Source organism: Streptomyces sp. L2 (assembly GCF_004124325.1).
Classification (GTDB): Bacteria; Actinomycetota; Actinomycetes; order Streptomycetales; family Streptomycetaceae; genus Streptomyces.
Genome location: NZ_QBDT01000001.1, coordinates 5,143,111 through 5,169,664, shown reverse-complemented (window position 1 = coordinate 5,169,664; position 26,554 = coordinate 5,143,111). Strand labels below are relative to the sequence as shown.

The window sequence follows — 26,554 nt, the reverse complement described above, 5'->3', positions numbered from 1 at the left end:
ATCCACCGGTGAGACCATGGGGCCCAGGTGCGAACCTGGGCCCATCCGCTTCTTGGGGGAAGTCATCACTACGTCAGAAATTCTGTCTGCCACGGGAGTTGACCTCTCCTACGGCAGTCACCTCGCCGTGCGCGATGCGCATCTGTCGGTCGCGCGAGGGGAAGTGGTCGCGATCACCGGGCAGAGTGGGTCGGGGAAGTCGTCGCTGCTCTACTGCCTGGCCGGAGTTCTGCCGGCGGGGCGGGGGCGGGTGTGTTTCAAGGGGCGGGTGCTCGCGGACCTCGACGACGAGCAGATCAGTTCGCTGCGCCGGGAGAGCTTCGGATTCGTGTTCCAGTACGGGGAATTGCTGCCCGAACTGACCATCGAGGAGAACACCGCGCTCCCCCTCCGCCTCGCGGGGCAGCGCAAGAAGCCCGCACTGGCGGCGGCAGGCGTGGTGCTGGACCGTCTCGGACTCGGCGAGCTGCGGGAACGGCGGCCCTCACAGGTGTCCGGCGGCCAGAGCCAGCGCGTCGCCGTGGCCCGGGCGCTGGTCCACCGCCCGGCCGTCGTCTTCGCCGACGAGCCGACGGGCTCGCTGGACAGCGCCAACGCCTCCGCCGTGCTGGAGGAGTTCCTGGACCTGGCACGCTCCCAGGGCACCGCCGTCGTCCTGGTGACGCATGACCCTGCGGTCGCCGCGCGGGCCGACAGCCGTTACACGATGGCCGACGGCGTCCTCACCCCGCGGGAGGCGGTGTGAGGGAGCTCCTGCTCGGCCTGCGCCTGCTGTCCGGTGCCGGCCGGGGCAACCGCGTCCGCTTCTTCCTGATGGCGGCGGGCAGTTCGCTCGGTGTGTGCTGCCTCGCCCTCGTCCTGACCATCCCGGCGATCCTCGACGCGCACGACGGCCGGGCCGCGGCCCGCGAGCCCCGGACGACGTCGGCCCGGCACGCGGGGCCCGGCGCCACGCTCGTCCTGGAGCGGACGGACCCGCACGGATCCAGTCCGTTCACCCGGGTCTTCATCGCCGCGGGCAGCCACGGCGACCGGACCCCGCCGCCCGGGCTCGGCGAACTCCCCGGCCCCGGACAGCTGTTCGTCTCCCCGCGGCTGCACGTCCTGCTGCGCTCCGAACCCGCCCTCAAGGGACTCCTGCCGGGCCGCGAGAAGGGCCTCATCGGCCCGGCCGGCCTCGCGGATCCCGACGAGCTGTACGCCTACGTCGGCACGACCCGGTCCCGGATCACCGGCGATCCCGACACCGCGGCCCTGAAATCCTTCGGCTACCCCTACGCCCCGGTCCCCGTCGTCGACCCCTCCACCCTCACCAACCTCCGCTTCGCCCTGGCCACCCTGGTCCTGCTCCCGCTGGCCGTCTTCCTCTCGGTCTGCGCCCGGCTCTCCGCGGCCAGCCGCACCCGCCGGCTCGCCTCGCTGCGCCTGCTGGGCCTGAGCACCCGGGGCACCCAGCGCGTGAACGCCGCCGAGACCGTCGCCGCGGCGCTGCTCGGCTCACTCGTCGGACTCGGGGAGTACTGGATCCTCAACCAGGTCATGTCCCGCTCCGGCCTGCCCGCCCTGCGCTGGTATCCGGCCGACGGCGCCCTGTCCTGGACGACTGTCGCCCTCTGCCTCCTCGGCTGCCCGGCGCTGGCCTGGTTCACCGGCCGGGCGAGCGCCCGCAAGGCCGCGGCGGATCCGCTGGCGGTACGGCGGACGGCCGTACCGAAGCCGCCGCGCAGGTGGGGCGGCCTGCTGCTGGTCACCGGGCTCGGCGTCGTCACGGGCTACTGCGCGACCGGGCTCACGAGCCACCCCGCCACGAGCGACGGCGTGAACGGGCTCCTCGTCGTGGCCGGCGTGCTGCTCACCGGCGCCGGACTCGTCCTGACCCTCCCGTGGCTGTCGTACCTGCTCGCCCGGAAGGTGGCCGGCACCACGCAGTCCCTGACGCTGAATCTGGCGATGCGCCGCACCGAGGTCGAACCGGGCAGCACCATGCGCGTCGTCACCGGACTCGTGCTGCTCGTGTTCGCCGCGTCCCTCGCCCAGGGCGTGCTGATCGAGTTCGAGGAGGTCAGCAGGCCGAGCAATCCCGTCCAGGACTACTCCCTGCCGCTCTCGGCCGTCACCGGGCAGGAGCAGAGCCGGCTGACCGGACTGCCGGGGGTACGCGCCCACGCCGTCACGATGGACTCCTGGACCGACCCCCGGGCATCGGACGTGCCGACCCAGGCCACCGCGCTGATCGCCACCTGCGCCCAGTTGTCCCGGCTGGTCGAGCGGGCCGACGGCTGCGAGGAGGGGCGGGTCATGCGCCTGGTCGATCCGAACAGCGCCGCCGACCCGGACATCCGCCCGGGAGCCGCGTTCCCGTTCCACCTGCGTGAGGGACGGCGCCAGGTGTCCCTGAAGCTCACGATCCCGGCCGCCACGGTCGTTTTCCGCCCCTACGACCCCTCCGCGGTGGGCGGCGCGTCGGTGATCCTGCCGCCGTCGGCGCTGCCCGCGCGCGCCCGGCCGCAGTCGGGTGCGTTCGTCCTGGACAGCACCTCCGACCCGGGCACGGTCCGCTCGGTCCTCGACGGCATCGGCGCGGTCGCGCCCACCGTCGCCGTGGAGCCGGTCGGCGTCAACGTCGACAGCCTCCAGCAGATCGCGGTCATCGAGACGCTGCTGGTCCTCGGCATGATCATGGGAATGGTGATCGGCGTCGGGGCGTTCCTGGTCTCCGTGACGGACCGGGCCGTCGAACGCCGGGCGCAGATCACGGCGATCACCCTCATCGGGGCCCGGACCCGCACCCTCCGGGCGGTGCAGAGCACCCAGGTGGTGCTCCCGCTGACCATCGGCCTGGTCCTCGCCCTGGTGAGCGGCAAGCTCGCCGAGTCCGGCTATCTCGTCACCGGGGGCGGCGCGGTCCGCTGGGACTTCGCCGGGATCCCGCTGCTGGCGTGCGCGGCACTGGGCGTGGTGGTCGCGGCGACGCTGGGCACCCTGCCTCTGGTGGGCAGGCGCATCGACCCGGAGCTGATCCGCAGGGACTGAAGCCCCCCGGGGGAGGGGGTGGTCGGCGGGGGACGCCGGCCATGCCCTCCTGGACGGTGTGGTCAGCGGGGGACGCGGACCACGCCCTCCTGGATGACCGTGATGGCGAGGCGGCCGTCCTGGGTGTAGATGCGGGCCTGGCCGAGGCCGCGGCCGCCGTGGGCCGACGGGGACTCCTGGTCGTACAGGAGCCACTCGTCGGCGCGGAACGGGCGGTGGAACCACATAGCGTGGTCCAGGGAGGCGCCGACCACGTCGCCGACGGCCCAGCCGCCGCGCCCGTGCGCGAGCAGGACCGAGTCGAGCAGGGTCATGTCGGAGACGTAGGTGGCGAGGACGACGTGCAGCAAGGGGTCGTCGTCGAGCTTGCCGTTGGTGCGGAACCACACCTGCGAGTGCGGCTCGCGCGGCTCGCCGAAGCTGCCGTACGGCGGCTCGTCGACGTAGCGCAGGTCGATCGCCTCGCGCGCCTCCAGGAAACGTTCGACGACCTCGGGGCCGAGGTGGCCGTAGCCGCGCAGGCGTTCCTGCGAGGTGGGCAGGGTCGCCGGGTCGGGTGAGGCCGGCATCGGCGCCTGGTGGTCCAGGCCCTCCTCGTACGTCTGGAAGGACGCCGAGAGGTGGAAGATCGGCTTGCCGTGCTGGACGGCGACGACGCGGCGCGTGGTGAACGAGCGGCCGTCGCGGATGCGGTCGACCGTGTAGACGATCGGCGCGCCCGGGTCGCCGGGGCGCAGGAAGTAGGCGTGCAACGAGTGGGCGGGCCGGTCGGCGGGGACCGTGCGCCCGGCGGCGACCAGCGCCTGCGCCGCGACCTGCCCGCCGAAGACGCGGGGTACGACGGCGGAGCGGGACTGGCCGCGGAAGATGTTCTCCTCGATCTGCTCCAGGTCGAGCAGATCGAGGAGATCCTGGAGTGCCTGGCTCATGGGATCTAGTTGTACAGGCCAGCGATGACCCGTGGTCCTACAGGCCCATGTCCTTCGCGATGATCGTCTTCATGATTTCGCTGGTGCCGCCGTAGATGCGGTTGACGCGGTTGTCCGCGTACAGGCGGGCGATCGGGTACTCGTTCATGTAGCCGTAGCCGCCGTGCAGCTGGAGGCAGCGGTCGATGACGCGGTGGGCGACCTCGGTGCAGAACAGCTTCGCGGAGGCGGCCTCGGCGGGGGTCAGCTCACCGGCGTCCAGCGCCTCGGTCGCGCGGTCGGCGACGGCCTCGGCGGCGTCCACCTCGGCCTGGCAGGCAGCCAGCTCGAACTTGGTGTTCTGGAAGTGGGCGACCGGCTTGCCGAAGACGGTGCGCTCCCGCACGTACTCCTTGGCGAAGCGGACGGCGGCCTTGGCCTGCGCGTAGGCGCCGAAGGCGATGCCCCAGCGCTCGGACGCCAGGTTGTGGCCGAGGTAGTAGAAGCCCTTGTTCTCCTCGCCCAGCAGGTCCTCGACCGGCACCTTCACGTCGACGAACGCCAGCTCGGCGGTGTCGGAGGTGCGCAGGCCCAGCTTGTCCAGCTTGCGGCCGATGGAGTAGCCCTCGGACTTGGTGTCCACGGCGAACAGGGAGATGCCGTGGCGGCGGTCCTCGGCGGTCGGCGCGGAGGTCCGGGCGCAGACGATGACCTTGTCGGCGTGCACACCGCCGGTGATGAAGGTCTTGGCGCCGTTGAGGACGTAGTGCGTGCCGTCCTCGGAGAGCTTGGCGGTGGTCTTCATGCCCGCGAGGTCGGAGCCGGTGCCCGGCTCCGTCATCGCGATGGCCCACATCTCCTCGCCGGTGACGAACTTCGGCAGGAACCGCTTCTTCTGCTCGTCCGTGGCCAGCATCTTGATGTACGGCAGGGCGAGCAGCACGTGCACACCGGAGCCGCCGAACTGCACACCCGCGCGCGCGGTCTCCTCGTACAGGACGGCCTCGAACTTGTGGCTGTCCATGCCGGCGCCACCGAACTCCTCGGGCACGTTGATGCCGAAGATGCCCAGCTCACCGAGCTTGTAGTAGAAGTCGCGCGGGGCCTGCCCGGCCGCGAACCACTCGTCGTAGACGGGAACGACCTCGGCCTCGATGAAGGCGCGAAGGGTCTCCCGGAACGCCTCGTGATCCTCGTTGAAAACCGTACGGCGCACTGACGCCCACCTCCACGTACCTTGGCTGGACAGCCCCTGTCTAAGCGCTTGCTCACACAAAGGTACCGGCGAGTAGTACAAGGAGTAAAGAACCGATCCTCGTAACCCCGGTCACGCACACCCCCCAGGGGCGCGGGGAACTGCGCGAGAACCACGACCCACCCGCAGCCGCCGACGACAGACCAGCCACCCCACCCGGAAGGCGAAAGGGGGGCACGGGGCGAAGCCCCGCACCCCTCCCGGCTCAGCCCGCCGCAGCGAACGCACCCCGCGCCATCCGGTGCAGCAACCCCGCCATGGCCCCCCGCCCAGGGATCGTGCCGGCACGACCAAGGTGTGGCGTCGAGTTCAGCAGCCCGAACACCGAATGCACGGCCGACCGCGCCGCAGGCTCCCGCAGCCCGGGATACACCTCCCGCACCACCTGCACCCACAGCTCGACGTACTGCCGCTGCAACTGCCGCACCAGCTTCCGGTCGCTGTCGCGCAGGCGATCCAGCTCGCGGTCGTGCAGGGTGATGAGGGGGCGGTCGTCGAGGGCGAAGTCGATGTGGCCCTCAATGAGGGAGTCGAGCACCGCGGCGGGGTCCGCCGCACCGTCGGCCTCCGCCCCGGCCGCCGCCTCCGCCTCCGCAAGGCGCCGCTTCGCGCCCGTCAGGAGCTGCCCGCTGATGCCCACGAGCAGCTCGGCGAGCATGGCGTCCTTGCCGGGGAAGTGCCGGTAGAGGCCGGGGCCGCTGATGCCGACGGCGGCGCCTATCTCGTCGACCCCGACACCGTGGAAGCCGCGCTCGGCGAACAGCCGGGCGGCCTCCTTCAGGATCTGCTCGCGCCGGGTGGGGGCGTCGGTTCTGGTGACCATGCCGCCAATTCTAGACAGGGAGGTTAGCGGTCGTTAACCTGTGAGGAATGGTTAACGCTCATTAACAGTCGACCACTGGGTGAGGGGTACCGCAGGATGCACGAGGCACCGGAGCTTCACAGCGCGGCTGATCCCGCGTCGGAGGCCTGGCGGGGCAATGAAAAGGCCCACCTCGCCCTCGTCGAGGAGCTGCGCGGCAAGCTGGCCGCGGTGGCGCTCGGCGGCGGCGAGCGGGCGAGGTCCAGGCACACCGCGCGCGGCAAGCTGCTGCCGAGGGACAGGGTGGACACCCTGCTCGACCAGGGCTCGCCGTTCCTGGAACTGGCGCCGCTGGCCGCCGACGGGATGTACGACGGCCAGGCCCCGGCCGCCGGTGTGATCGCCGGTATCGGGCGGGTCAGCGGGCGCGAGTGCGTGATCGTCGCGAACGACGCCACCGTCAAGGGCGGCACGTACTACCCGATGACGGTGAAGAAGCACCTGCGCGCCCAGGAGGTGGCCCTGGAGAACCGCCTCCCCTGCCTGTACCTGGTCGACTCCGGCGGCGCGTTCCTGCCGATGCAGGACGAGGTCTTCCCCGACCGCGAGCACTTCGGGCGGATCTTCTACAACCAGGCCCGCATGTCGGGCGCCGGCATCCCGCAGATCGCGGCGGTCCTCGGCTCCTGCACGGCCGGCGGGGCGTACGTGCCGGCGATGAGCGACGAGGCCGTGATCGTCCGCAACCAGGGCACGATCTTCCTGGGCGGCCCACCCCTGGTGAAGGCGGCCACCGGCGAGGTCGTGACCGCCGAGGAGCTGGGCGGCGGCGAGGTGCACTCCCGCACCTCGGGCGTCACCGACCACCTCGCCGAGGACGACGCGCACGCGCTCAGGATCGTCCGGAACATCGTCGCCACGCTCCCGGCCCGGCGGTCCCTGCCCTGGGAGGTCGTGCCGGCCGTCGAGCCGAAGGTGGACCCGGCCGGGCTGTACGGCGCGGTGCCGGTGGACTCCCGCACCCCCTACGACGTGCGGGAGGTCATCGCGCGCGTGGTCGACGGCTCGCGGTTCGCCGAGTTCAAGAGCGAGTTCGGGCAGACGCTGATCACCGGCTTCGCCCGGATCCACGGACACCCGGTGGGAATCGTCGCCAACAACGGCATCCTGTTCGGCGAGTCCGCCCAGAAGGGCGCCCACTTCATCGAGCTGTGCGACCAGCGCGGCATCCCGCTGGTGTTCCTGCAGAACATCTCCGGCTTCATGGTCGGCAAGGACTACGAGGCGGGCGGCATCGCCAAGCACGGCGCCAAGATGGTGACGGCGGTGGCGTGCACGCGCGTGCCGAAGCTGACCGTCGTCGTCGGCGGGTCGTACGGCGCGGGCAACTACTCGATGTGCGGCCGGGCCTACTCCCCCCGATTCCTGTGGATGTGGCCCAACGCCAAGATCTCCGTCATGGGCGGCGAGCAGGCCGCCTCCGTCCTCGCCACCGTCAAGCGCGACCAGTTGGAGGCGCGCGGCGAGGAGTGGGCGGCTCAGGACGAGGACGCCTTCAAGGCGCCGATCCGCGCCCAGTACGAGCGGCAGGGCAACGCCTACTACGCCACCGCCCGGCTGTGGGACGACGGCGTGATCGACCCCCTGGAAACCCGTCAGGTGCTCGGGCTCGCCCTGACCGCCTGTGCCAACGCGCCTCTGGGAGACCCCCAGTTCGGCGTCTTCCGGATGTGAGGACAGGAACCGTGTTCGACACAGTGCTGGTCGCCAACCGGGGCGAGATCGCCGTCCGGGTGATGCGGACGCTGCGTGCCATGGGCGTGCGTTCGGTGGCGGTCTTCTCCGACGCCGACGCCGACGCACGGCACGTGCGCGAGGCCGACACGGCGGTCCGGATCGGCCCGCCGTCCGCGACGGAGAGCTATCTGTCCATCGACAACATCCTTCAGGCCGCCGCCCGTTCCGGCGCGCAGGCCGTCCACCCGGGGTACGGGTTCCTCGCCGAGAACGCGGCCTTCGCGCGGGCGTGCGAGGAGGCCGGGCTGGTGTTCATCGGCCCGTCGGCGGACGCGATCACCCTGATGGGTGACAAGATCCGCGCCAAGGAGACGGTGAAGGCGGCCGGGGTCCCGGTCGTGCCCGGCTCCAGCGGCAGCGGGCTGACGGACGAGCAGCTCGCCGAGGCGGCCCGCGAGATCGGGACGCCGGTGCTGCTGAAGCCGTCGGCCGGCGGTGGCGGCAAGGGCATGCGCCTGGTGCGGGATGCCGAGAAGCTGGCGCAGGAGATCGCCGCCGCCCGCCGCGAGGCCCGCGCCTCCTTCGGCGACGACACGCTCCTGGTCGAGCGCTGGGTGGACACCCCCCGGCACATCGAGATCCAGGTGCTGGCGGACGGCCACGGCAACGTGGTCCACCTGGGCGAGCGCGAGTGCTCGCTGCAGCGCCGCCACCAGAAGATCATCGAGGAGGCGCCCAGTGTGCTCCTCGACGAGGAGATCCGGGCCGCGATGGGCGAGGCGGCCGTGCAGGCGGCCCGCTCCTGCGGGTACCGGGGCGCGGGCACGGTGGAGTTCATCGTGCCGGGCGGCACTGTGCCTGTCGGGGGGACACCCCCCGAACCCCCCGTGTCGTCGTTCTACTTCATGGAGATGAACACCCGTCTCCAGGTGGAGCACCCGGTCACCGAGCTGGTCACCGGCGTCGACCTGGTGGAGTGGCAGCTGCGGGTGGCGGCCGGGCAGCATCTGGGCTTCGCCCAGGAGGACATCACCCTCACCGGGCACGCGGTGGAGGCCCGCATCTGCGCGGAGGACCCCGCGCGCGGCTTCCTGCCGTCCGGCGGCACGGTGCTGGCGCTGGCCGAGCCGCAGGGCGACGGTGTCCGCACCGACTCCGGGCTCAGCGAGGGCACCGAGGTCGGCAGCCTGTACGACCCGATGCTGTCCAAGGTGATCGCCTACGGCCCCGACCGCGAGACCGCGCTGCGCAAGCTCCGGTCGGCCCTCGCGGCCACGGTCACGCTGGGCGTGCAGACCAACGCGGGCTTCCTGCGCCGGCTGCTGGCCCATCCGGCGGTCGTGGCGGGCGCGCTGGACACCGGCCTGGTCGAGCGGGTGGTGGACGACCTGGTCTCCACGGACGTACCGGAGGAGGTGTACGAGGCGGCGGCGGCCGTCCGCCTGGACGCCCTCCAGCCGAGCACGGCGGGCTGGACCGACCCGTTCTCGGTGCCGAGCGGCTTCCGTCTCGGCGGCACCCCGAAGCCGCCCGTCTTCCACCTGCGGGCGCAGGACCCGGTGGCGTACACCCCGCGCGGCGCGCACACCGTCACCGGCGACCGGGTGACCGTCACCCTGGACGGCGTCCGGCACACCTTCCACCGGGCCGCCGACTGGCTGGGCCGGGACGGCGACGCCTGGCAGGTCCGCGACCACGATCCGGTGGCCGCGTCCCTCACCGGCGCCGCGCACGCGGGCGCCGACTCCCTCACCGCGCCGATGCCCGGCACGGTGACGGTGGTGAAGGTCGCCGTCGGCGACGAGGTGGCCGCCGGGCAGAGCCTGCTGGTCGTGGAGGCGATGAAGATGGAGCACGTCATCTCCGCGCCGCACGCCGGCACGGTCGCCGAACTGGACGTGACCCCGGGTTCGACGGTCGCGATGGACCAGGTGCTGGCCGTCATCGCACCCACCGAGGAGGCGGCGCAGTGAGCACCGACGGACTGCCGATGACCGTCCCGGCCCCGGACCTCCCCGCCCGGGTGCGGATCTACGAGGTCGGCGCGCGCGACGGGCTGCAGAACGAGAAGGGGGCCGTGCCGACGCCGGTGAAGGCGGAGTTCATCCGCCGGCTGGCCGACGCGGGCCTGACGACGATCGAGGCGACGAGCTTCGTCCACCCCAAGTGGGTGCCCCAACTGGCCGATGCCGAGGACCTGTTCCCGCAGGTCTCCGGCCTCGACGCGGACCTGCCGGTCCTCGTCCCCAACCAGCGCGGCCTGGACCGGGCCCTCGCGCTGGGCGCCCGCGGCATCGCGGTGTTCGCCAGCGCCACCGAGTCCTTCGCCAAGGCCAACCTCAATCGGACGCTGGAGGAGTCCCTCGCCGTGTTCGAGCCAGTGGTCCGCCAGGCCAAGGACGCCGGGGTACGTGTGCGCGGCTACGTCTCGATGTGCTTCGGCGACCCCTGGGAGGGCGGCGTCCCCCTCCCCCAGGTGGTCCGCGTCTGCACGGCCCTGCGCGACATGGGCTGCGACGAACTGAGCCTCGGCGACACGATCGGCGTGGCCACCCCGGGCCATGTGCGCGCGCTGCTCGGGCAGTTGAACGAGGCGGGCGTGGGCACGGACACGATCGGCGTCCACTTCCACGACACGTACGGCCAGGCGCTCGCCAACACGTACGCGGCCCTGCAGCACGGCGTGACCACGGTCGACGCCTCCGCCGGCGGCCTCGGCGGCTGCCCGTACGCCAAGTCCGCCACCGGCAACCTCGCCACCGAAGACCTCGTCTGGATGCTGCACGGCCTCGGCATCGAGACCGGGGTCGACCTCGGCCGTCTGACCGCCACGAGCGTGTGGATGGCCGAACAGCTGGGCCGGCCCAGCCCGTCCCGCACCGTCCGCGCCCTCGGCACAACGACACAGCCCCACAAGGACAAGTGATCAGCATGGACCACCGTCTCAGCCCCGAGCTGGAGGAACTCCGCCGCACGGTGGAGGCGTTCGCGCACGACGTCGTGGCGCCGAAGATCGGCGACTTCTACGAGCGCCACGAGTTCCCCTACGAGATCGTCCGCGAGATGGGCCGCATGGGCCTGTTCGGCCTGCCGTTCCCCGAGGAGTACGGCGGCATGGGCGGCGACTACCTGGCCCTCGGCATCGCCCTGGAGGAACTGGCCCGGGTGGACTCCTCGGTGGCGATCACTCTGGAGGCCGGCGTCTCCCTCGGCGCGATGCCGCTGCACCTGTTCGGCACCGAGGAGCAGAAGCGCGAGTGGCTGCCCCGCCTGTGCTCGGGCGAGATGCTGGGCGCGTTCGGCCTGACCGAGCCGGACGGCGGCAGCGACGCGGGCGCCACCCGCACCACGGCCCGCCTCGCCCCGGACACCAACGAATGGGTGATCAACGGCACCAAGTGCTTCATCACCAATTCGGGCACCGACATCACCGGCCTGGTCACGGTCACCGCCGTCACCGGCCGCAAGCCCGACGGCCGCCCGCGGATCTCGGCGATCATCGTCCCGTCCGGCACTCCGGGCTTCACGGTCGCCGCGCCCTACTCCAAGGTCGGCTGGAACGCCTCCGACACCCGAGAGCTGTCCTTCCAGGACGTCCGCGTCCCGGCGGCCAACCTGCTCGGCGAGGAGGGCCGTGGCTACGCGCAGTTCCTGCGCATCCTGGACGAGGGCCGCATCGCCATCGCCGCCCTCGCCACGGGTCTGGCCCAGGGCTGTGTGGACGAGTCGGTCAAGTACGCCCAGGAGCGGCACGCCTTCGGCAAGCCGATCGGCGCCAACCAGGCGATCCAGTTCAAGATCGCCGACATGGAGCTGAAGGCCCACACGGCCCGGCTCGCCTGGCGCGACGCCGCGTACCGGCTGGTGGCCGGCGAGCCGTTCAAGAAGGAGGCGGCGATGGCCAAGCTGTACTCCTCCACGGTCGCCGTCGACAACGCCCGCGAGGCCACCCAGGTCCACGGCGGCTACGGCTTCATGAACGAGTACCCGGTGGCCCGCATGTGGCGCGACTCCAAGATCCTGGAGATCGGCGAGGGCACGAGCGAGGTCCAGCGGATGCTGATCGCCCGCGAGCTGGGGCTCGCGGGCTGAGCCGAGCCGGCACGCCGAACCGGGCTGACCGCCCGGACCGCCCGGGCGGTCGGCGCCGTCAGCCGGCGGAGGCCAGCTCGTCCGGGGCGTTCAGCAGGCCCTGCGGCAGGTAGGCCGAACGGACGTTCAGGTCCCAGCCGTGCACCTGGACCGCCAGCGCCGCCAGGGCAATGGTCTTCAGCGGGAGCAGGCTCCGGGGCGGCGCGTCCGGGGGCACGCTCTCCCGGTGCTGGACGAGACGCCGCTCCAGCGCCTGCTCGAACGCCGGCTGGTTGTCCTCCAGGAGCACCCGCAACAGCCGCTGGTCCGGCTTCAGTTCACCGAGGGCGTTCAGCAGCAGCGCGCCGTCGAGGCGTTCGTCGACCTCCGGCATGCACAGCGTCCGCGCCGGCCAGTCCCGGGGCAGGTGCCCGGACGCTTCGGTCAGATAGCAGGCGAGGGTGTCCATCTCCGCCAGCTCACCCGGGTCCGAGACGGAGTCCAGCTTCGAGTAGGGCACCCCGTCGCGGATGGCGGGCGCGTGGTCGTTCCGCAGGACGAGCCCGATGGCGCGGTCGCCTTCCCGGACCAGGCCGCTGACCACGCACAGCGCGAAGGCGTCCAGCCAGCCCCCGGCGGTGGACGCGTGCTCCACCACCTCGCCCAAAGCCAGATCCTCGCTGCTGAGGCTCTCTTGGATGAGGGGGAACGGGATCTCCTGGTCTCCGTCGGGAAAGGAGCCGAGGTCCAGGTAGCCCAGGGCGCACTCCGCCGCGGTGCGCAGCGCGAGGCGCGAGGGGCCGGCGCCGAGCTGGGGGTCCGTCCGCGTGCGGGCGCCGACGTGGTCCAGGAGGTCGTCCCGCGTGGCCCGCAGTTCCTCGTCCGCGTAGCAGTCGTAGCGCATCGTGTGCCAGCGGCTGTGCACCCGCCGCTCGATGCCCTCCAGCGCCTGCTCGATCCGCCGCTCACTCACCTCGTGGCCGGCCACTTCGATGATCGTCATGGACATCATCCTGGCACCGGGCGCCGACATCGCCGCCACACCCTCTGGACGTTTAGTGAGGTTAGGCTAACCTATCTTCAACGTGTCCGGCGGGCGTCCCGCCCCGGTCGAAAGCAGCCATGCCCATGTTCCGTAGCCCTGCCCCCTCCCTCACCCGTCGCGGCCTCCTCGCCGCGGGCGGCGCCCTCGGACTCGGCGCCGCGCTCGCCGCCTGCGGGGACGAGAAAAGCGGCAGCGGCGGTGCCGGGACCGCGGCCAAGGGCGGGCCGTCCGGCCCCTGGAGCTTCAAGGACGACCGCGGTACGACGGTGAAGCTGGACAAGGTCCCGGCGAACATCGTCGCCTTCACCGGCGTCGGCGCGGCCCTCCATGATTACGGCGTCCAGGTCAAGGGCGTCTTCGGCCCGACGACGACCAAGGACGGCAAGCCCGACGTCCAGGCCGGCGACATGGACGTCAGCAAGGTGACCGTCCTCGGCAACAGCTGGGGGCAGTTCAACATCGAGAAGTACGCCTCCCTCGCGCCGGACGTGCTGATCTCCACGATGTTCGACGACGCCGGAACCCTCTGGTACGTCCCGGAGGAGTCGAAGAAGAAGATCGCCCAACTCGCGCCCAGCGTCGGCATCTCCGTCTACGACCGTCAGCTCACCCAGCCGCTCCAGCGCATGTGGGCACTGGCCGAGTCGCTCGGCGGCGACATGAAGGCGGCGAAGGCGGTCGACGCGAAGAAGCGGTTCGAGGAGGCGGCGGGGCGGCTGCGGGCGGCGGCCAAGGCCAAGCCGGATATCAGGGTGATGGCCGGGTCCGCGAGCGACCAGCTCTTTTATGTGTCCGGTACCCATCTGTCCATCGACCTGGAGTACTTCAAGGCGCTCGGGGTGAACTTCGTGGAGCCGCCGGAGAGTGCGAAGAAGCGGGGGGGTGGGTGGTATGAGTCGCTGAGCTGGGAGAACGTGGACAAGTACCGGGCGGACATCATCATGATGGATGACCGGTCCTCTGCGATTCAGCCCGCTGATATCAGTAAGGGGACGTGGAGGAAGTTGCCTGCGGTGCGGGCGGGGCAGGTTATCGGGCGGTCGCCCGAGCCCATCTTGTCTTACGACAAGTGTGTTCCGTTGCTTACGGAGTTGGCCGCAGCGCTGGAGAAGGCGAAGAAGGTTCGTTGATTTCTGCGGGTGCGTGGGGGCTTGTCGCGCAGTTCCCCGCGCCCCTTCGGGGCGCGCCGTAGCCGCCGTACTTGAAATGCACCGCCCATTCAGGAGCCCTTATGACTACCGCCGTTGCATCGCCGTACCGGTTCTTCTCGCTTCACGTGGTCCGCACTCTGCGGCTCGGACCTTCTCTCGTTCGGGTTACTTTCGGTGGACCGGAGTTGGAAGCGTTCCAGTCGCTCGGGTGCGATCAGTCGCTGTCGCTCTTTCTGCCGCAGCCGGGGCAGGTCGAACCCGTCGTTCCCCTCGATCTCGGGGACGGGTGGTGGCAGGCGTGGCGGGAGTTGCCTGAGGGGGTGCGGGCTGTGATGCGGTCGTACACCTTGCGGGCGTTGCGGCGGGAGCCGGACGAGATCGACGTCGACTTCGCGCTGCACGGGGTGGGGCCCGCGTCCTCGTGGGCCGGGCGGGCCGGCGCCGGGGACCGGGTGCTGGTGCTCGGTCCGGTGGTGGCCGACAACCGGGCGATCCGGTTCCGGCCGCCGGAGGGGACCGATCTGGTGGTGATGTGGGGTGACGAGACCGCCGTACCCGCGGCGACCGCGATCCTTGAGGCCCTGCCCGCCGGGACGCGGGTGCGTGCCTGGCTGGAGGTGCCGCGCGCCGGGGACATCCAGGACGTGGCGACGAGGGCGGACGCGGAGATCACCTGGCTGGTACGGCACGACGGGGCCCCCATGGCCGTCGACCCGGTACGGGCGGCGCGGCTGCCGCACGCCGAGCGGCCGTACGTGTGGATCGCGGGCGAGTCCGGGCGGGTGAAGGCACTGCGCCGGCACTTCGTCGGCGAGCGGGGCGTCGACCGCCGCCGGGTCACCTTCGTCGGGTACTGGCGGCAGGGGATGACCGAGGAGCAGTTGCGGGCGGCCGGCGAGTAACCGGCCCCGGCCGCACGGCGGTCGGGGCATACGCATGCCCATGAATCAGAAACTTAGGTTAGGCTAACCTAAGTTAAAGCCGTCGAAGCCCACTTCGGAGGACCCCCACATGCGCTCTCACCTGCTCAATGGCCTCACCGCGGAGCACTACCGCCGCTCCGTGACCGAAGGAGTCGAGCGGGTGGCGGCCAGACTCGCCACCACCGACCGGCCGTTCACCGGTGTCACCGTCGACGCCCTCGCCCCGCGCATCGACCGCGTCGACCTCGACCGGCCGCTCGGCGACACCGCCGCCGTCCTCGACGAGCTGGAGGAGGTCTACCTGCGGGACGCGGTGTACTTCCACCACCCCCGCTACCTCGCCCACCTCAACTGCCCGGTCGTCATCCCGGCCGTCCTGGCAGAGGCCGTCCTGTCGGCGGTCAACTCCTCGCTGGACACCTGGGACCAGTCGGCCGGCGGCACCCTGATCGAGCGACGGCTCATCGACTGGACGGCCGACCGCATCGGCCTCGGCCCCGCCGCCGACGGCGTGTTCACCTCCGGTGGCACCCAGTCCAACCTCCAGGCGCTGCTCCTCGCGCGGGAGGAGGCCAAGGCGGAGGCGACGGACCGGCTGCGCGTCTTCGCCTCCGAGGTCAGCCACTTCAGCGTGCGGAAGTCCGCCAGACTGCTGGGGCTCGGGGAGGACTCGGTCGTCTCCGTGCCCGTCGGGCGGGACAAGAGGATGCGGACCGTCGCGCTGGCACGCGAGCTGGAGCGGTGCCGTGCCGAGGGGCTGGTTCCGATGGCCGTCGTCGCCACCGCCGGGACGACCGACTTCGGCTCCGTCGACCCCCTGCCCGGGATCGCCGAACTCTGCGACCGGTACGGCGTCTGGATGCACGTGGACGCCGCCTACGGCTGCGGGCTGCTGGTCTCCCCGACCCGGCGCGACCTCCTCGACGGCATCGAGCGCGCCGACTCGGTCACCGTCGACTTCCACAAGTCCTTCTTCCAGCCGGTGAGTTCGTCCGCCGTGCTGGTCCGGGACGCGGCCACCCTGCGGCACGCCACCTATCACGCCGAGTACCTCAACCCGCGCCGCATGACGCGCGAGCGCATCCCCAACCAGGTCGACAAGTCCCTGCAGACCACCCGCCGCTTCGACGCGCTGAAGCTGTGGCTGACGCTGCGCACCATGGGCGCCGAGGGCGTCGGCGCGCTGTTCGACGAGGTGTGCGCCCTGGCCCGGGAGGGCTGGCGGATGCTCGCCGCCGACCCGCGCTACGACGTCATCGTCGAACCCGCGCTCTCCACCCTGGTCTTCCGCTACATCCCGGCGGCCGTCACCGACCCGGCGGAGATCGACCGCGCCAACCTGTACGCCCGCAAGGCCCTGTTCGCCTCCGGTGACGCCGTCGTCGCGGGTACCAAGGCGGGCGGCCGCCACTATCTGAAGTTCACCCTGCTCAACCCCGAGACGACCACGGACGACATCGCCGCCGTCCTCGACCTCATCGCCAGCCACGCCGAGCAGTACCTGGGAGAGTCCCTTGACCGCGCGTCCTGAAACGAGCCCGCGCACCCACGACTTCGTGGGGATCGGCCTCGGCCCCTTCAACCTCGGCCTCGCCTGCCTCACCGAGCCGATCGACGGGCTGGACGGCGTGTTCCTGGAGAGCAAACCCGGCTTCGAGTGGCACGCGGGCATGTTCCTGGACGGCGCCCACCTCCAGACCCCGTTCCTGTCCGACCTGGTCACCCTCGCCGACCCGACCTCGCCGTACTCCTTCCTCGCCTACCTGAAGGAGCAGGGCCGGCTGTACTCGTTCTACATCCGTGAGAACTTCTATCCGCTCCGCGTGGAGTACGACGCCTACTGCCGCTGGGCGGCCGGGAAGCTGAGCAGCGTCCGGTTCGGCTCGACGGTCACCGAGGTGACGTACGAGGACGGGGTCTACGTGGTGCGGACCGCCACGGGTGACACCTACCGCGGCCGGCACCTGGTCCTCGGCACCGGCACCCCGCCCTACGTCCCCGAAGCCTGCCGGGGCCTCGGCGGCGACTTCCTGCACAACTCCCGCTATGCGCGGGGCAAGGCGGAGCTGCAGCGCAAGGAGTCCATCACGCTGGTCGGCAGCGGCCAGTCGGCGGCCGAGATCTACTACGACCTGCTGAGCGAGATCGACGTCCACGGCTACCGGCTGAACTGGGTCACCCGCTCCCCGCGCTTCTTCCCGCTCGAATACACCAAGCTCACCCTGGAGATGACGAGCCCCGAGTACGCCGACTACTTCCACGCCCTGCCCGAGGCCACCCGCTACCGGCTCACCGAACGGCAGAAGGGCCTGTTCAAGGGCATCGACGGCGACCTGATCGACGCCATCTTCGACCTGCTGTACCAGAAGAACCTCGCCGGTCCGGTGCCCACCCGGCTGCTCACCAACTCGGCGCTCACCGGAGCCCGTCACGAGAACGGCACGTACACGCTCTCCTTCCGGCAGGAGGAGCAGGAGAAGGACTACGAGATCGCGTCGCAGGGGCTGATCCTCGCCACCGGCTACCGGTACACCGAGCCGGAGTTCCTCGCCCCCGTCCGCGACCGGCTGCGCCGCGACTCCCACGGCAACTTCGACATCGCCCGCAACTACGCGATCGACGTCACCGGCCGGGGCGTCTTCCTGCAGAACGCCGGCGTGCACACCCACAGCGTCACCAGTCCCGACCTGGGCATGGGCGCGTACCGCAACAGCTGCATCATCCGCGAGCTGCTCGGCACGGAGTACTACCCGGTCGAGAAGTCCATCGCCTTCCAGGAGTTCGCCGCATGACCCCCGCCCACACCGGCCCCGCCGCCGCGCCGCCCGCCTTCGCGTTCCGGCCCGTCGACCCGCTCAGCGACGCCGAGCTGCTGCACTCCTGGGTCACCCACCCCAAGGCCGCGTTCTGGATGATGGGGGACGCCCGCCTGGAGGACGTCGAACGCGCCTACATGGAGATCGCCGCCGACGACCACCACCACGCCCTCCTCGGCCTGCGGGACGGCACACCGGCCTTCCTCATGGAGCGCTACGACCCCGCCCGGCGCGAACTGGTCGGCCTGTACGAGCCGCAGCCCGGCGACACCGGCATGCACTTCCTCGTCCCGGCCACCGGCACGCCCGTGCACGGCTTCACCCGGGCCGTCATCACCGCCGTCATGGCCCACCTGTTCGAGGATCCGGCGACACACCGGGTCGTCGTCGAGCCGGACGTCCGCAACACCGCCGTACACGCCCTGAACGCGGCCGTCGGGTTCGTGCCCGAGCGGGAGGTCCACAAACCGGAGAAGACCGCGTTGCTGAGCTTCTGCACGCGCGAGCAGTTCGAGAAGGCGGTCTCCATATGACCCTCCCCACTCCCCTTCCCACGCCCCTCCCTACGCCCCTCCCCACGCCCCACGCCGACGCCGTGGCCCACCTCTCCCCCGAGCGCTGGGACACCGCCAACCGGCTCCTGGTCCGCAAGGCCCTCGCGGAGCTCGCGCACGAGCGGCTGATCACACCCGAGGCGGACGGCGAGGGGTACCTCGTCCGCAGCGACGACGGGCTCACCACGTACCGCTTCACCGCCACCCGGCGCGCCCTCAACCACTGGGACATCGACGCCGACTCCCTCACCCGGCACCGCGCCGGCACCGAACTGCCCCTCGCCGCACTGGACTTCGTCGTCGAGCTGCGGCGGTCGCTCGGGCTGGGCGACGAGGTCCTGCCCGTCTACCTGGAGGAGATCTCCTCCACCCTGTCCGGCACCTGCTACAAGCTCACCAAGCCGCCCGTCCCGGCCGCCGAGCTGGTCCGGGCCGGGTTCCAGGACGTCGAGACCGGGATGACGGAGGGGCACCCCTGCTTCGTCGCCAACAACGGGCGGCTCGGGTTCGGCGTCCACGAGTACCTGTCGTACGCCCCCGAGACCGCGAGCCCCGTACGGCTGGTGTGGCTGGCCGCGCACCGCTCGCGGGCCGCGTTCACGGCGGGCGCCGGCATCGCCTACGAGTCGTTCGTCCGGCAGGAGCTGGGCGGGGACACGGTCCGCCGGTTCCACGCCGTCCTCACCGGACAGGGCCTCGTCCCCGCCGACTACCTGTTCATCCCCGTCCACCCCTGGCAGTGGTGGAACAAGCTCAGCGTGACGTTCGCCGCCGAGGTCGCCCGCCGCAACCTGGTGTGCCTGGGCGAGGGCGACGACGAATACCTGGCCCAGCAGTCCATCCGGACGTTCTTCAACACCTCGCACCCGGAGAAGCACTATGTGAAGACGGCCCTGTCCGTGCTCAACATGGGCTTCATGCGCGGCCTCTCCGCCGCCTACATGGAGGCCACCCCGGCCATCAACGACTGGCTCGCCCAGCTGATCGACGGTGACCCCGTGCTCAAGTCGACCGGCCTGGCGGTCATCCGCGAGCGGGCGGCCGTCGGCTACCGGCACCTGGAGTACGAGCGGGCCACCGACCGCCACTCCCCGTACCGCAAGATGCTCGCCGCACTGTGGCGGGAGAGCCCCGTCCCCACGCTCGCGGAGGGCGAGTCGCTCGCCACCATGGCCTCGCTGCTGCACGTCGACCACGAGGGCGCGTCCTTCGCGGGCGCCCTGATCGAGCGCTCGGGTCAGGCCCCGGCCGAGTGGCTGCGCCAGTACCTGCGGGCCTACTACACCCCGCTCCTGCACTGCTTCTACGCCTACGACCTGGTCTTCATGCCGCACGGCGAGAACGTGATCCTCGTGCTGGAGGACGGTGCGGTACGGCGTGCGGTCTTCAAGGACATCGCCGAGGAGATCGCGGTGATGGACCCGGACGCCGTCCTGCCGCCGGAGGTGCGGCGCGTCCGCGTCGACGTCCCCGACGACAGGAAACTGCTGTCCCTGTTCACCGACGTCTTCGACTGCTTCTTCCGCTTCCTCGCGGCCCGGCTCGCCGCCGAGGGCGTCCTGGCGGAGGACGACTTCTGGCGCACGGTCGCCGAGGTCACCCGCGAGTACCAGGAGACGGTGCCCGAACTGGCGGAGAAGTTCCGGCGGTACGACCTCTTCACCCCCGAGTTCGCCCTGTCCTGCCTGAACCGGCTCCAGTTGCGCGACAACCGGCAGATGGTCGACCTCACCGACCCGTCCGGCGCGCTCCAGCTGGCCGGCACCCTGCGGAACCCGATCGCCGGGTTCTGATCGCCGGGTTCTGAGGGAACGGACGGACGGGCACCCCGGAGTACGGTCCTCCGGGGTGCCCGTCACCGCTGTGTCTCTAGCCCTGCCAGGGGACCTCCGGCGAGCGGAAGTAGCCGATGCCGAGGGCGTCCCAGCGGGGGCCCTGCGCGGCGAGGCGCACCTTGTAGGTGTCCCAGTCGTGGGTGGCCGCCGGGGACCAGCCCAGCTCGGCCGCGCCCGCGAGGCGGGGGAACGCCATGTACTCGATGTCGGCGGACGTGGTCAGGGTCTCCGACCAGAGGGGCGCCTCCACGCCCTTGACCGCCGACTCCGGGGCGCCGGGGAGGTAGCTGCCCGGGTCCCAGTCGTACGACCGCTTCACGCTGACCAGGCCCGCCCAGTCCAGGCCGAGCTTGGTGTCCTTGGAGTACTTCATGTCCAGGTACACCCGGTCGGCCGGGGAGAGGATCAGCCCGGTGCCGTGCTGGGCGGCCTTCGCCACCTGGGCCTTCTCCGCCGCGCTGGTGCCGTCCAGTCCCCAGTACTGGGCGAGCGCGCCCGGCACGGGGGTGGCGCCGGTCAGCTGGTGCCAGCCGATGACCGTCTTGCCGTACTTGGTGACGATCGGCTGGACCCTGTTCATGAAGGTGACGTAGTCGGCGTGGCTGGTGGAGTGCGCCTCGTCGCCGCCGATGTGCAGGTAGCGGCCGGGGGTGAGCGCCGCCAGTTCGCGGATGACGTCGTCCACGAAGTCGTACGTCACCTGCTTCGGCACGCACAGCGAGCTGAAACCGACGTCGGTGCCGGTGTAGAGCGGGGGCGCTGTGCCGTCGCAGTTGAGTTCGGGGTAGGAGGCGAGGGCCGCGTTGGTGTGGCCGGGCATGTCGATCTCGGGGACGACCTCGACATACCGCGCGGCCGCGTAGCGGACGATCTCCCGGTAGTCGGCCTTGGTGTAGTACCCGCCAGGACCGCCGCCGACCTCGGTGGAGCCGCCGTACGGCGCCAGTCGCGGCCAGGAGTCGACGGCGATGCGCCAGCCCTGGTCGTCGCTGAGGTGGAGGTGGAGTTCGTTGATCTTGTACAGGGCCAGCTGGTCGATGTAGCGCTTGACCTGGGCGACACCGAAGAAGTGCCGGGAGACGTCCAGCATGGCGCCCCGGTAGCCGTAGCGCGGACGGTCCTCGACGGTGCCGCCCGCGACGGTCCACGGGCCGGGCTGGACGGTCCTCTTCTCGACGGCCGCCGGGAGCAGCTGGCGCAGGGTCTGGACTCCGTGGAAGAGCCCGGCGGGCGCGCTCGCGGTCAGCGTGATCCCGGCCGAGCCGCTGTGCAGGCGGTAGCCCTCGGCGCCGAACGGCCCCTCGGCGAGCCGGAGCCGGATGCCGCCGGTGCCGTGGTCGGTGATCGGCAGCCGGTATCCGGTGGAGGGCCGCAGCACGCCGGTGAGGTACTCGGCGATCCGCCGGACCTCACCGGAACCCGACGCGGAGCCGGAACCGGAGGCGTCGACGCGGACGCGGGTGCCGCGCGTGATGCGGTACGGCGATCCGCCGGGCGTGACCGAGGCGGGCGCGGGGACCACCCGGTCCAGGGGCGTGGCCGCCGCGTGGGCCGGCGCGGGCGCGGCGCCCAGCGTGGTGGCGCCGGCGGCCGCCATGAGCAGCAGCGACCCGAGGAGGCGGGTCATACGGGGGGTCGTACGAGACGTCGCGCGAGCGGTCGGACGAGATGTCGCGCGGGAAGTCGTTCGGGGAGTCGTGCGGTGATGCCGTGTCACATGCGCTCCCTTCAGAAGTGGTAGAGACCACTCTCCCGCAGAACCGGTGGAACAATCCCCGCATGGCGGAAATCATCCAGAAGGACGGCACCTGGGCGTTCGACGGCGACGCCCTGCGGCTGACGCCCGGCCGGGACCGGAACACCGGACCGCTGCGCGCGGAGCTGGGCGAACTCGTCGTACCGCTCGGGGCGTTGGCCGGGGTGTCGTTCGAGCAGGGCCGCCGGGCGGGCCGGCTGCGCCTGCGGCTGCGCGCCGGTGCCGATCCGCTGCTGCAGGCCACGGCCGGCCGCCTCACCGACTCCCAGGACCCCTATCAGCTGGCTGTGGAGTCCGACCGGTACGGCGTCGCCGAGTACCTCGCGGAAGAGGTGCGCGCCGCTCTGCTGCTGGACTCCGTCTCCCCCGCGCCGGTGACCGAGTACCTGCTGCCCGGCCCGCCGGTCCCGCTGTCCGCCTCGGCCGGGGACGGCACCGCGTCCTTCGACGGCGAGCGGGTGCTGCTGGAGTGGAACTGGAAGACGGAGGACGCCAAGGCCGCCGCCGGGCCCCGGACCGTCCCGCTCACGGAGATCACCGGCGTCCAGTGGCAGCCGGCGGTGGGGCTGGAGAACGGGCACCTGCGCTTCACCGTGCGCGGCGCGACCGTGACGGCACCGCCGAAGTTCGACCCCCACGCGGTGGAGTTGTGGGGCTTCAAGAAGGACCCGCTGATGGCCCTGGTCGCGGCGGCCGTCCAGGCCCGGCTACCGCACCCCTCGGCCCCGGCCGGCGGGACGGACCTGGAACCCGAGCGGGTGCCGCTCGCGAAGGCGGCCCCCGTCGAGGGCCCCGCCGCCGAGGACACCCACGACGCACTGCTGCGACGGCTGCGGGAACTGGGCGAGCTCCGCCGGGACGGGGTGCTGACGGAGGACGAGTTCGCGATGGCCAAGCAGGCGGTGCTCAAGCGGATGTGAGCGTGCGAAAAAACCGGCACGAAAGGGACGCTCTACCCCATCCCGGTCCCACATCAGCGCACCACTGCCCGATATCGGGCAGGATTCTTGCGAAGAGGCGTCCAGTACCCCAGGATCTACCGGGTGCACGACGAACTCGTTGATCATCTGACGCGCTCCACGCCCCTCAGCCGGGGCGAGGCGCTGCGGGTGGTCCAGGACGTGCTCGCCTACTTCGACGAGACGACCGAGGAATACGTCCGTCGCCGCCACCGCGAGCTCCAGGCCCAGGGCCTGGTGAACGCGACGATCTTCGAACAGATCGGGGCGGACCTGAAATACCGGGCCGTCGCACCGCCGGAGCTGACCCTCCGGCAACTGCGGCGCATCGTCTACGGCTGACCGCGCCGTCACGGCGCGGCCGAACCGAACACTTGGGGATACCTCTATATGTGCGGAATTGTCGGATACATCGGGAAGCGTGATGTGGCGCCGCTGCTCCTGGAGGGGCTGCAGCGCCTGGAGTACCGGGGCTACGACTCCGCGGGCCTGGTCGTCACCTCCCCGAAGACGGCCGGCCTGAAGATGGTGAAGGCCAAGGGCCGGGTGCGCGACCTGGAGGCCAAGGTCCCGGCCCGCTTCAAGGGCACGACCGGCATCGCCCACACCCGCTGGGCCACGCACGGCGCCCCGTCCGACCTGAACGCCCACCCGCACATGTCGGCCGGCTCCACGGTCGCCGTCGTCCACAACGGCATCATCGACAACGCCGACGACCTGCGCCGCAAGCTGGAGGCGGACGGCGTCGAGTTCCTCTCCGAAACCGACACCGAGGTCCTCACCCACCTGATCGCCCGCTCCGAGGCCGAGACGCTGGAGGAGAAGGTCCGCGCCGCGCTCCGCCTGGTCGAGGGCACGTACGGCATCGCGGTGATGCACGCCGACTTCAACGACCGCATCGTCGTGGCCCGCAACGGCTCCCCGGTGGTCCTCGGCATCGGCGAGAAGGAGATGTTCGTCGCCTCCGACGTGGCCGCGCTGGTCACGCACACCCGGCAGATAGTGACCCTCGACGACGGCGAGATGGCCACCCTCAAGGCCGACGACTTCCGCACCTACACCACCGAGGGCACCCGCACCACCGCCGAGCCCACCACCGTGGAGTGGGAGGCGGAGTCGTACGACATGGGCGGCCACGACACCTACATGCACAAGGAGATCCACGAGCAGGCCGACGCCGTGGACCGCGTGCTGCGCGGCCGCATCGACGACCGCTTCTCCACCGTGCACCTCGGCGGCCTCAACCTGGACGCCCGCGAGGCCCGGCAGATCCGCCGCGTGAAGATCCTCGGCTGCGGCACCTCGTACCACGCGGGCATGATCGGCGCCCAGATGATCGAGGAGCTGGCCCGCATCCCCGCGGACGCCGAGCCCGCCTCCGAGTTCCGCTACCGCAACGCGGTCGTCGACCCCGACACCCTGTACGTCGCCGTCTCCCAGTCCGGTGAGACGTACGACGTCCTCGCCGCCGTGCAGGAGCTGAAGCGCAAGGGCGCCCGGGTCCTCGGCGTGGTCAACGTGGTCGGCTCGGCGATCGCCCGCGAGGCGGACGGCGGCATCTACGTGCACGCGGGCCCCGAGGTCTGCGTGGTCTCCACCAAGTGCTTCACCAACACCACGGTCGCCTTCGCCCTGCTGGCGCTGCACCTCGGCCGCACCCGCGACCTCTCGGTGCGCGACGGCAAGCGGATCATCGAGGGCCTGCGCAAGCTGCCCGCGCAGATCACCGAGATCCTCCAGCAGGAGGACGAGATCAAGAAGCTGGCCGAGAGCTACGCCCAGGCACGCTCGATGCTCTTCATCGGCCGCGTCCGGGGCTACCCGGTGGCCCGCGAGGCCTCCCTGAAGCTCAAGGAGGTCTCCTACATCCACGCCGAGGCCTACCCGGCCTCCGAGCTGAAGCACGGTCCGCTGGCCCTGATCGAGCCCGCCCTGCCCACGGTCGCGATCGTCCCCGACGACGACCTGCTGGAGAAGAACCGCGCCGCCCTGGAAGAGATCAAGGCCCGCAGCGGCAAGATCCTCGCGGTCGCCCACCGCCACCAGGAGAAGGCCGACGAGACGATCGTCGTCCCCAAGAACGAGGACGAACTCGACCCCATCCTCATGGGCATCCCCCTCCAACTCCTGGCCTACCACACGGCGTTGACCTTGGGCAGGGACATCGACAAGCCGAGGAACCTGGCCAAGTCGGTAACGGTCGAGTAGGAATTTTTCCGCCCTACGGCCGAAGCCGCAATTGAGCACCCCGACGGCGAGCAACCAGGTCCGCGAGAGCGGCGCCGGTTTAGGCGCAAAGAGGGGACCCCCACGTGTCGCCACCACACACGCGGGGGTCCTTTCAACGTGCGGTACTTCAGCCGGCCGCCGTCACCCCCCGAGCCGCACGCCCCGGCAGGGCCGTCGGCCAGTGCGCGTACGCCGCAGTCGCCGCGTACCACGCCGCCGCCCCGGCCACCGCGGCGACCCAGCCCCCCACCTTCGTCAGCGTGGAGCTGTCGGCGAAGGCCGCGACGGCCAGCACCAGCATCGCCAGGAACAGCAGCCCGTGCGTCAGCTGGCCGAGGCTGTCCCCGCCGGCCATGGTCAACGTCAGGGCCACGAGGGCGAACAGGACCAGGAACAGGCCGGCCCCGTTGTCCGACATGGTGCCGCCGGCCGCGACGGCCCAGGTGAACCACAGGGCGCCGAGCGCCACATAGCCCGTACCGGACCCGCCGTCACCGAGGCGGAAGGCCAACAGGCCTATGAGGAACAGGGCGACGCCGCCCACATAGCGGGCCAGCGAAACCGAGTCGGACGCCGTCACGCCGTCGATCACGCCGGTCGTACCGATGCCGAACGCCAACAGGGTGATTCCCAGGGCGAGTCGGCCGACCACGGTAGTGCTTGCGCTTCCCGCAGAGACGTCGTTGTCCACGGCGGGCTCCCTTCATGCATGTGCTTTGCGCGGTGACCGATATATGCCCTTCACAAGAGCACAAACCACCTCTACCGGTGAGTAGTTTTACGCTGCACAAAGGGAGTTGGGCCGAACCGCGGGACGCGGCGCTCAGGGAATGACGACCATTCAGGGAATGACGATCACGGGCCGCTGCGCCCGCTTGGCCAGCCGGCCCGCGACGGAGCCGAAGATGCGGCCGACGATGCCGTGGGTGGACCCGACGACGATCGCGTCCGCCTCGTACTCCCGCCCCACCTCTTCGAGTTCGTGGCAGATGTCGCCACCGCGCTCGACCAGGATCCAGGGCACCTCGGCCAGATAGTCCGCGCACGCCAGTTCCAGCCCGAGCACCTCGGTGCGGTGGTCCGGCACGTCCACGAACACCGGGGGTTCGCAGCCGGCCCACACCGTGGTGGGCAGCCGGTTGGCCACGTGCACGATGATCAGACCCGAGCGGGTGCGGTGGGCCACGCCGATCGCGTAGGCCAGGGCACGCTCACTGGAGGTGGAACCGTCGAAGCCGACGACGACTCCGTGCTTGAAGGCGGGATCGCAGGAAGGGCGCGTCGCTTCCGCCGCCAGGGGCTCGGCCGCCGTGGGATCGGCGACCGGTCGCTTGCGGTCCGCGGGTTCGAAGAATTCGTGACCGGCCATGGCTGTCTCGGCGTTGTGATCCTTGTTGTCGGGACGGACGACAGTGTGCACAGGAGCTGTGTCCGGGAAACATCTTCCCAAGCCCATACCCCCAAGGGTACGGCGGCACGC

22 protein-coding genes are annotated in these 26,554 nt (G+C 71.1%); 15 read left to right on the top strand and 7 right to left on the bottom strand.

Annotated features, from left to right (window positions below):
* Window positions 1–127: 127 nt before the first annotated feature.
* Both DBP14_RS23105 and DBP14_RS23100 read left to right on the top strand, forming a co-directional pair.
* A complete protein-coding gene (locus DBP14_RS23105) occupies window positions 128–745 on the top strand; it encodes an ABC transporter ATP-binding protein (RefSeq protein WP_241741010.1) in 618 nt (205 codons plus the stop codon).
* On the top strand, window positions 742–3,033 hold the full coding sequence (locus tag DBP14_RS23100; protein WP_129309057.1) for an ABC transporter permease: 2,292 nt from the start codon (window positions 742–744) through the stop codon (window positions 3,031–3,033). The genes DBP14_RS23105 and DBP14_RS23100 overlap by 4 nt, the downstream gene beginning before the upstream one ends.
* Before the next feature lie 62 nt (window positions 3,034–3,095).
* Here DBP14_RS23100 and tesB read toward each other — a convergent pair whose 3' ends face one another.
* The 3 genes from tesB to DBP14_RS23085 all read right to left on the bottom strand — a co-directional run bounded on the left by tesB (window position 3,096) and on the right by DBP14_RS23085 (window position 6,019).
* Window positions 3,096–3,962: an acyl-CoA thioesterase II gene (gene tesB, locus DBP14_RS23095; RefSeq protein WP_129309056.1), complete on the bottom strand. Its 867-nt coding sequence runs from the start codon at window positions 3,960–3,962 to the stop codon at window positions 3,096–3,098.
* Between the two features lie 37 nt (window positions 3,963–3,999).
* Window positions 4,000–5,157: an acyl-CoA dehydrogenase family protein gene (locus DBP14_RS23090; RefSeq protein ID WP_129309055.1), complete on the bottom strand. Its 1,158-nt coding sequence runs from the start codon at window positions 5,155–5,157 to the stop codon at window positions 4,000–4,002.
* A gap of 244 nt (window positions 5,158–5,401) precedes the next feature.
* Window positions 5,402–6,019 carry a TetR/AcrR family transcriptional regulator gene (locus tag DBP14_RS23085; RefSeq protein ID WP_129309054.1) on the bottom strand — a complete coding sequence of 206 codons (618 nt, stop codon included), beginning with the start codon at window positions 6,017–6,019 and terminating at the stop codon, window positions 5,402–5,404.
* 96 nt (window positions 6,020–6,115) lie between these two features.
* Here DBP14_RS23085 and DBP14_RS23080 point away from each other — a divergent pair, with 96 nt between their 5' ends.
* The 4 genes from DBP14_RS23080 to DBP14_RS23065 are packed head-to-tail and all read left to right on the top strand — an operon-like array spanning window position 6,116 to window position 11,827.
* Window positions 6,116–7,732 carry a carboxyl transferase domain-containing protein gene (locus DBP14_RS23080; protein WP_129309053.1) on the top strand — a complete coding sequence of 539 codons (1,617 nt, stop codon included), beginning with the start codon at window positions 6,116–6,118 and terminating at the stop codon, window positions 7,730–7,732.
* An 11-nt stretch (window positions 7,733–7,743) separates the two neighbouring features.
* Window positions 7,744–9,708, top strand: coding sequence for an acetyl/propionyl/methylcrotonyl-CoA carboxylase subunit alpha (locus tag DBP14_RS23075; RefSeq protein WP_129309052.1), 1,965 nt, complete (start codon window positions 7,744–7,746; stop codon window positions 9,706–9,708).
* Window positions 9,705–10,661 carry a hydroxymethylglutaryl-CoA lyase gene (locus DBP14_RS23070; RefSeq protein ID WP_129309051.1) on the top strand — a complete coding sequence of 319 codons (957 nt, stop codon included), beginning with the start codon at window positions 9,705–9,707 and terminating at the stop codon, window positions 10,659–10,661. Before DBP14_RS23075 ends, DBP14_RS23070 begins: the two co-directional genes overlap by 4 nt.
* Window positions 10,662–10,666: 5 nt before the next feature.
* Window positions 10,667–11,827: an acyl-CoA dehydrogenase family protein gene (locus DBP14_RS23065; protein WP_129309050.1), complete on the top strand. Its 1,161-nt coding sequence runs from the start codon at window positions 10,667–10,669 to the stop codon at window positions 11,825–11,827.
* A gap of 58 nt (window positions 11,828–11,885) precedes the next feature.
* Here the strand turns inward: DBP14_RS23065 and DBP14_RS23060 are convergent, their stop codons facing one another.
* Complete coding sequence (locus tag DBP14_RS23060; protein WP_347239663.1) at window positions 11,886–12,809, bottom strand: immunity 49 family protein; 924 nt, start codon at window positions 12,807–12,809, stop codon at window positions 11,886–11,888.
* 119 nt (window positions 12,810–12,928) lie between these two features.
* Between DBP14_RS23060 and DBP14_RS23055 the strand changes: the two genes are divergently transcribed.
* The 6 genes from DBP14_RS23055 to DBP14_RS23030 all read left to right on the top strand — a co-directional run bounded on the left by DBP14_RS23055 (window position 12,929) and on the right by DBP14_RS23030 (window position 20,088).
* Window positions 12,929–13,981, top strand: coding sequence for an ABC transporter substrate-binding protein (locus tag DBP14_RS23055; RefSeq protein WP_277752729.1), 1,053 nt, complete (start codon window positions 12,929–12,931; stop codon window positions 13,979–13,981).
* 101 nt (window positions 13,982–14,082) lie between these two features.
* Entirely contained in the window at window positions 14,083–14,904 is an 822-nt protein-coding gene (locus tag DBP14_RS23050; protein ID WP_129309048.1) for a siderophore-interacting protein, read from the top strand.
* Window positions 14,905–15,013: 109 nt separating this feature from the next.
* On the top strand, window positions 15,014–16,456 hold the full coding sequence (desA, locus tag DBP14_RS23045) for a lysine decarboxylase DesA (protein WP_129309047.1): 1,443 nt from the start codon (window positions 15,014–15,016) through the stop codon (window positions 16,454–16,456).
* Window positions 16,440–17,717, top strand: coding sequence for a SidA/IucD/PvdA family monooxygenase (locus tag DBP14_RS23040; protein ID WP_129309046.1), 1,278 nt, complete (start codon window positions 16,440–16,442; stop codon window positions 17,715–17,717). Before desA ends, DBP14_RS23040 begins: the two co-directional genes overlap by 17 nt.
* Window positions 17,714–18,274, top strand: a complete 561-nt coding sequence (locus DBP14_RS23035) for a GNAT family N-acetyltransferase (protein WP_129309045.1) — start codon at window positions 17,714–17,716, stop codon at window positions 18,272–18,274. Before DBP14_RS23040 ends, DBP14_RS23035 begins: the two co-directional genes overlap by 4 nt.
* Window positions 18,271–20,088: an IucA/IucC family siderophore biosynthesis protein gene (locus DBP14_RS23030; protein WP_129309044.1), complete on the top strand. Its 1,818-nt coding sequence runs from the start codon at window positions 18,271–18,273 to the stop codon at window positions 20,086–20,088. Before DBP14_RS23035 ends, DBP14_RS23030 begins: the two co-directional genes overlap by 4 nt.
* A 76-nt stretch (window positions 20,089–20,164) precedes the next feature.
* Here DBP14_RS23030 and DBP14_RS23025 read toward each other — a convergent pair whose 3' ends face one another.
* Window positions 20,165–21,757: a beta-N-acetylhexosaminidase gene (locus tag DBP14_RS23025; RefSeq protein WP_129309043.1), complete on the bottom strand. Its 1,593-nt coding sequence runs from the start codon at window positions 21,755–21,757 to the stop codon at window positions 20,165–20,167.
* Between the two features lie 152 nt (window positions 21,758–21,909).
* Here DBP14_RS23025 and DBP14_RS23020 point away from each other — a divergent pair, with 152 nt between their 5' ends.
* The 3 genes from DBP14_RS23020 to glmS all read left to right on the top strand — a co-directional run bounded on the left by DBP14_RS23020 (window position 21,910) and on the right by glmS (window position 25,053).
* Window positions 21,910–22,806 carry a DUF4429 domain-containing protein gene (locus tag DBP14_RS23020; protein ID WP_129309042.1) on the top strand — a complete coding sequence of 299 codons (897 nt, stop codon included), beginning with the start codon at window positions 21,910–21,912 and terminating at the stop codon, window positions 22,804–22,806.
* A 123-nt stretch (window positions 22,807–22,929) separates the two neighbouring features.
* Complete coding sequence (locus tag DBP14_RS23015; RefSeq protein ID WP_129312032.1) at window positions 22,930–23,187, top strand: hypothetical protein; 258 nt, start codon at window positions 22,930–22,932, stop codon at window positions 23,185–23,187.
* Window positions 23,188–23,235: 48 nt separating this feature from the next.
* On the top strand, window positions 23,236–25,053 hold the full coding sequence (glmS, locus tag DBP14_RS23010) for a glutamine--fructose-6-phosphate transaminase (isomerizing) (protein WP_129309041.1): 1,818 nt from the start codon (window positions 23,236–23,238) through the stop codon (window positions 25,051–25,053).
* Window positions 25,054–25,201: 148 nt separating this feature from the next.
* Here the strand turns inward: glmS and DBP14_RS23005 are convergent, their stop codons facing one another.
* Window positions 25,202–25,765 (bottom strand): GPR1/FUN34/YaaH family transporter, encoded by a 564-nt coding sequence (locus DBP14_RS23005; protein ID WP_129309040.1) that lies wholly within the window; start codon window positions 25,763–25,765, stop codon window positions 25,202–25,204.
* A gap of 150 nt (window positions 25,766–25,915) precedes the next feature.
* Window positions 25,916–26,443 carry a universal stress protein gene (locus DBP14_RS23000; protein WP_129312031.1) on the bottom strand — a complete coding sequence of 176 codons (528 nt, stop codon included), beginning with the start codon at window positions 26,441–26,443 and terminating at the stop codon, window positions 25,916–25,918.
* Between the last annotated feature and the right edge of the window lie 111 nt (window positions 26,444–26,554).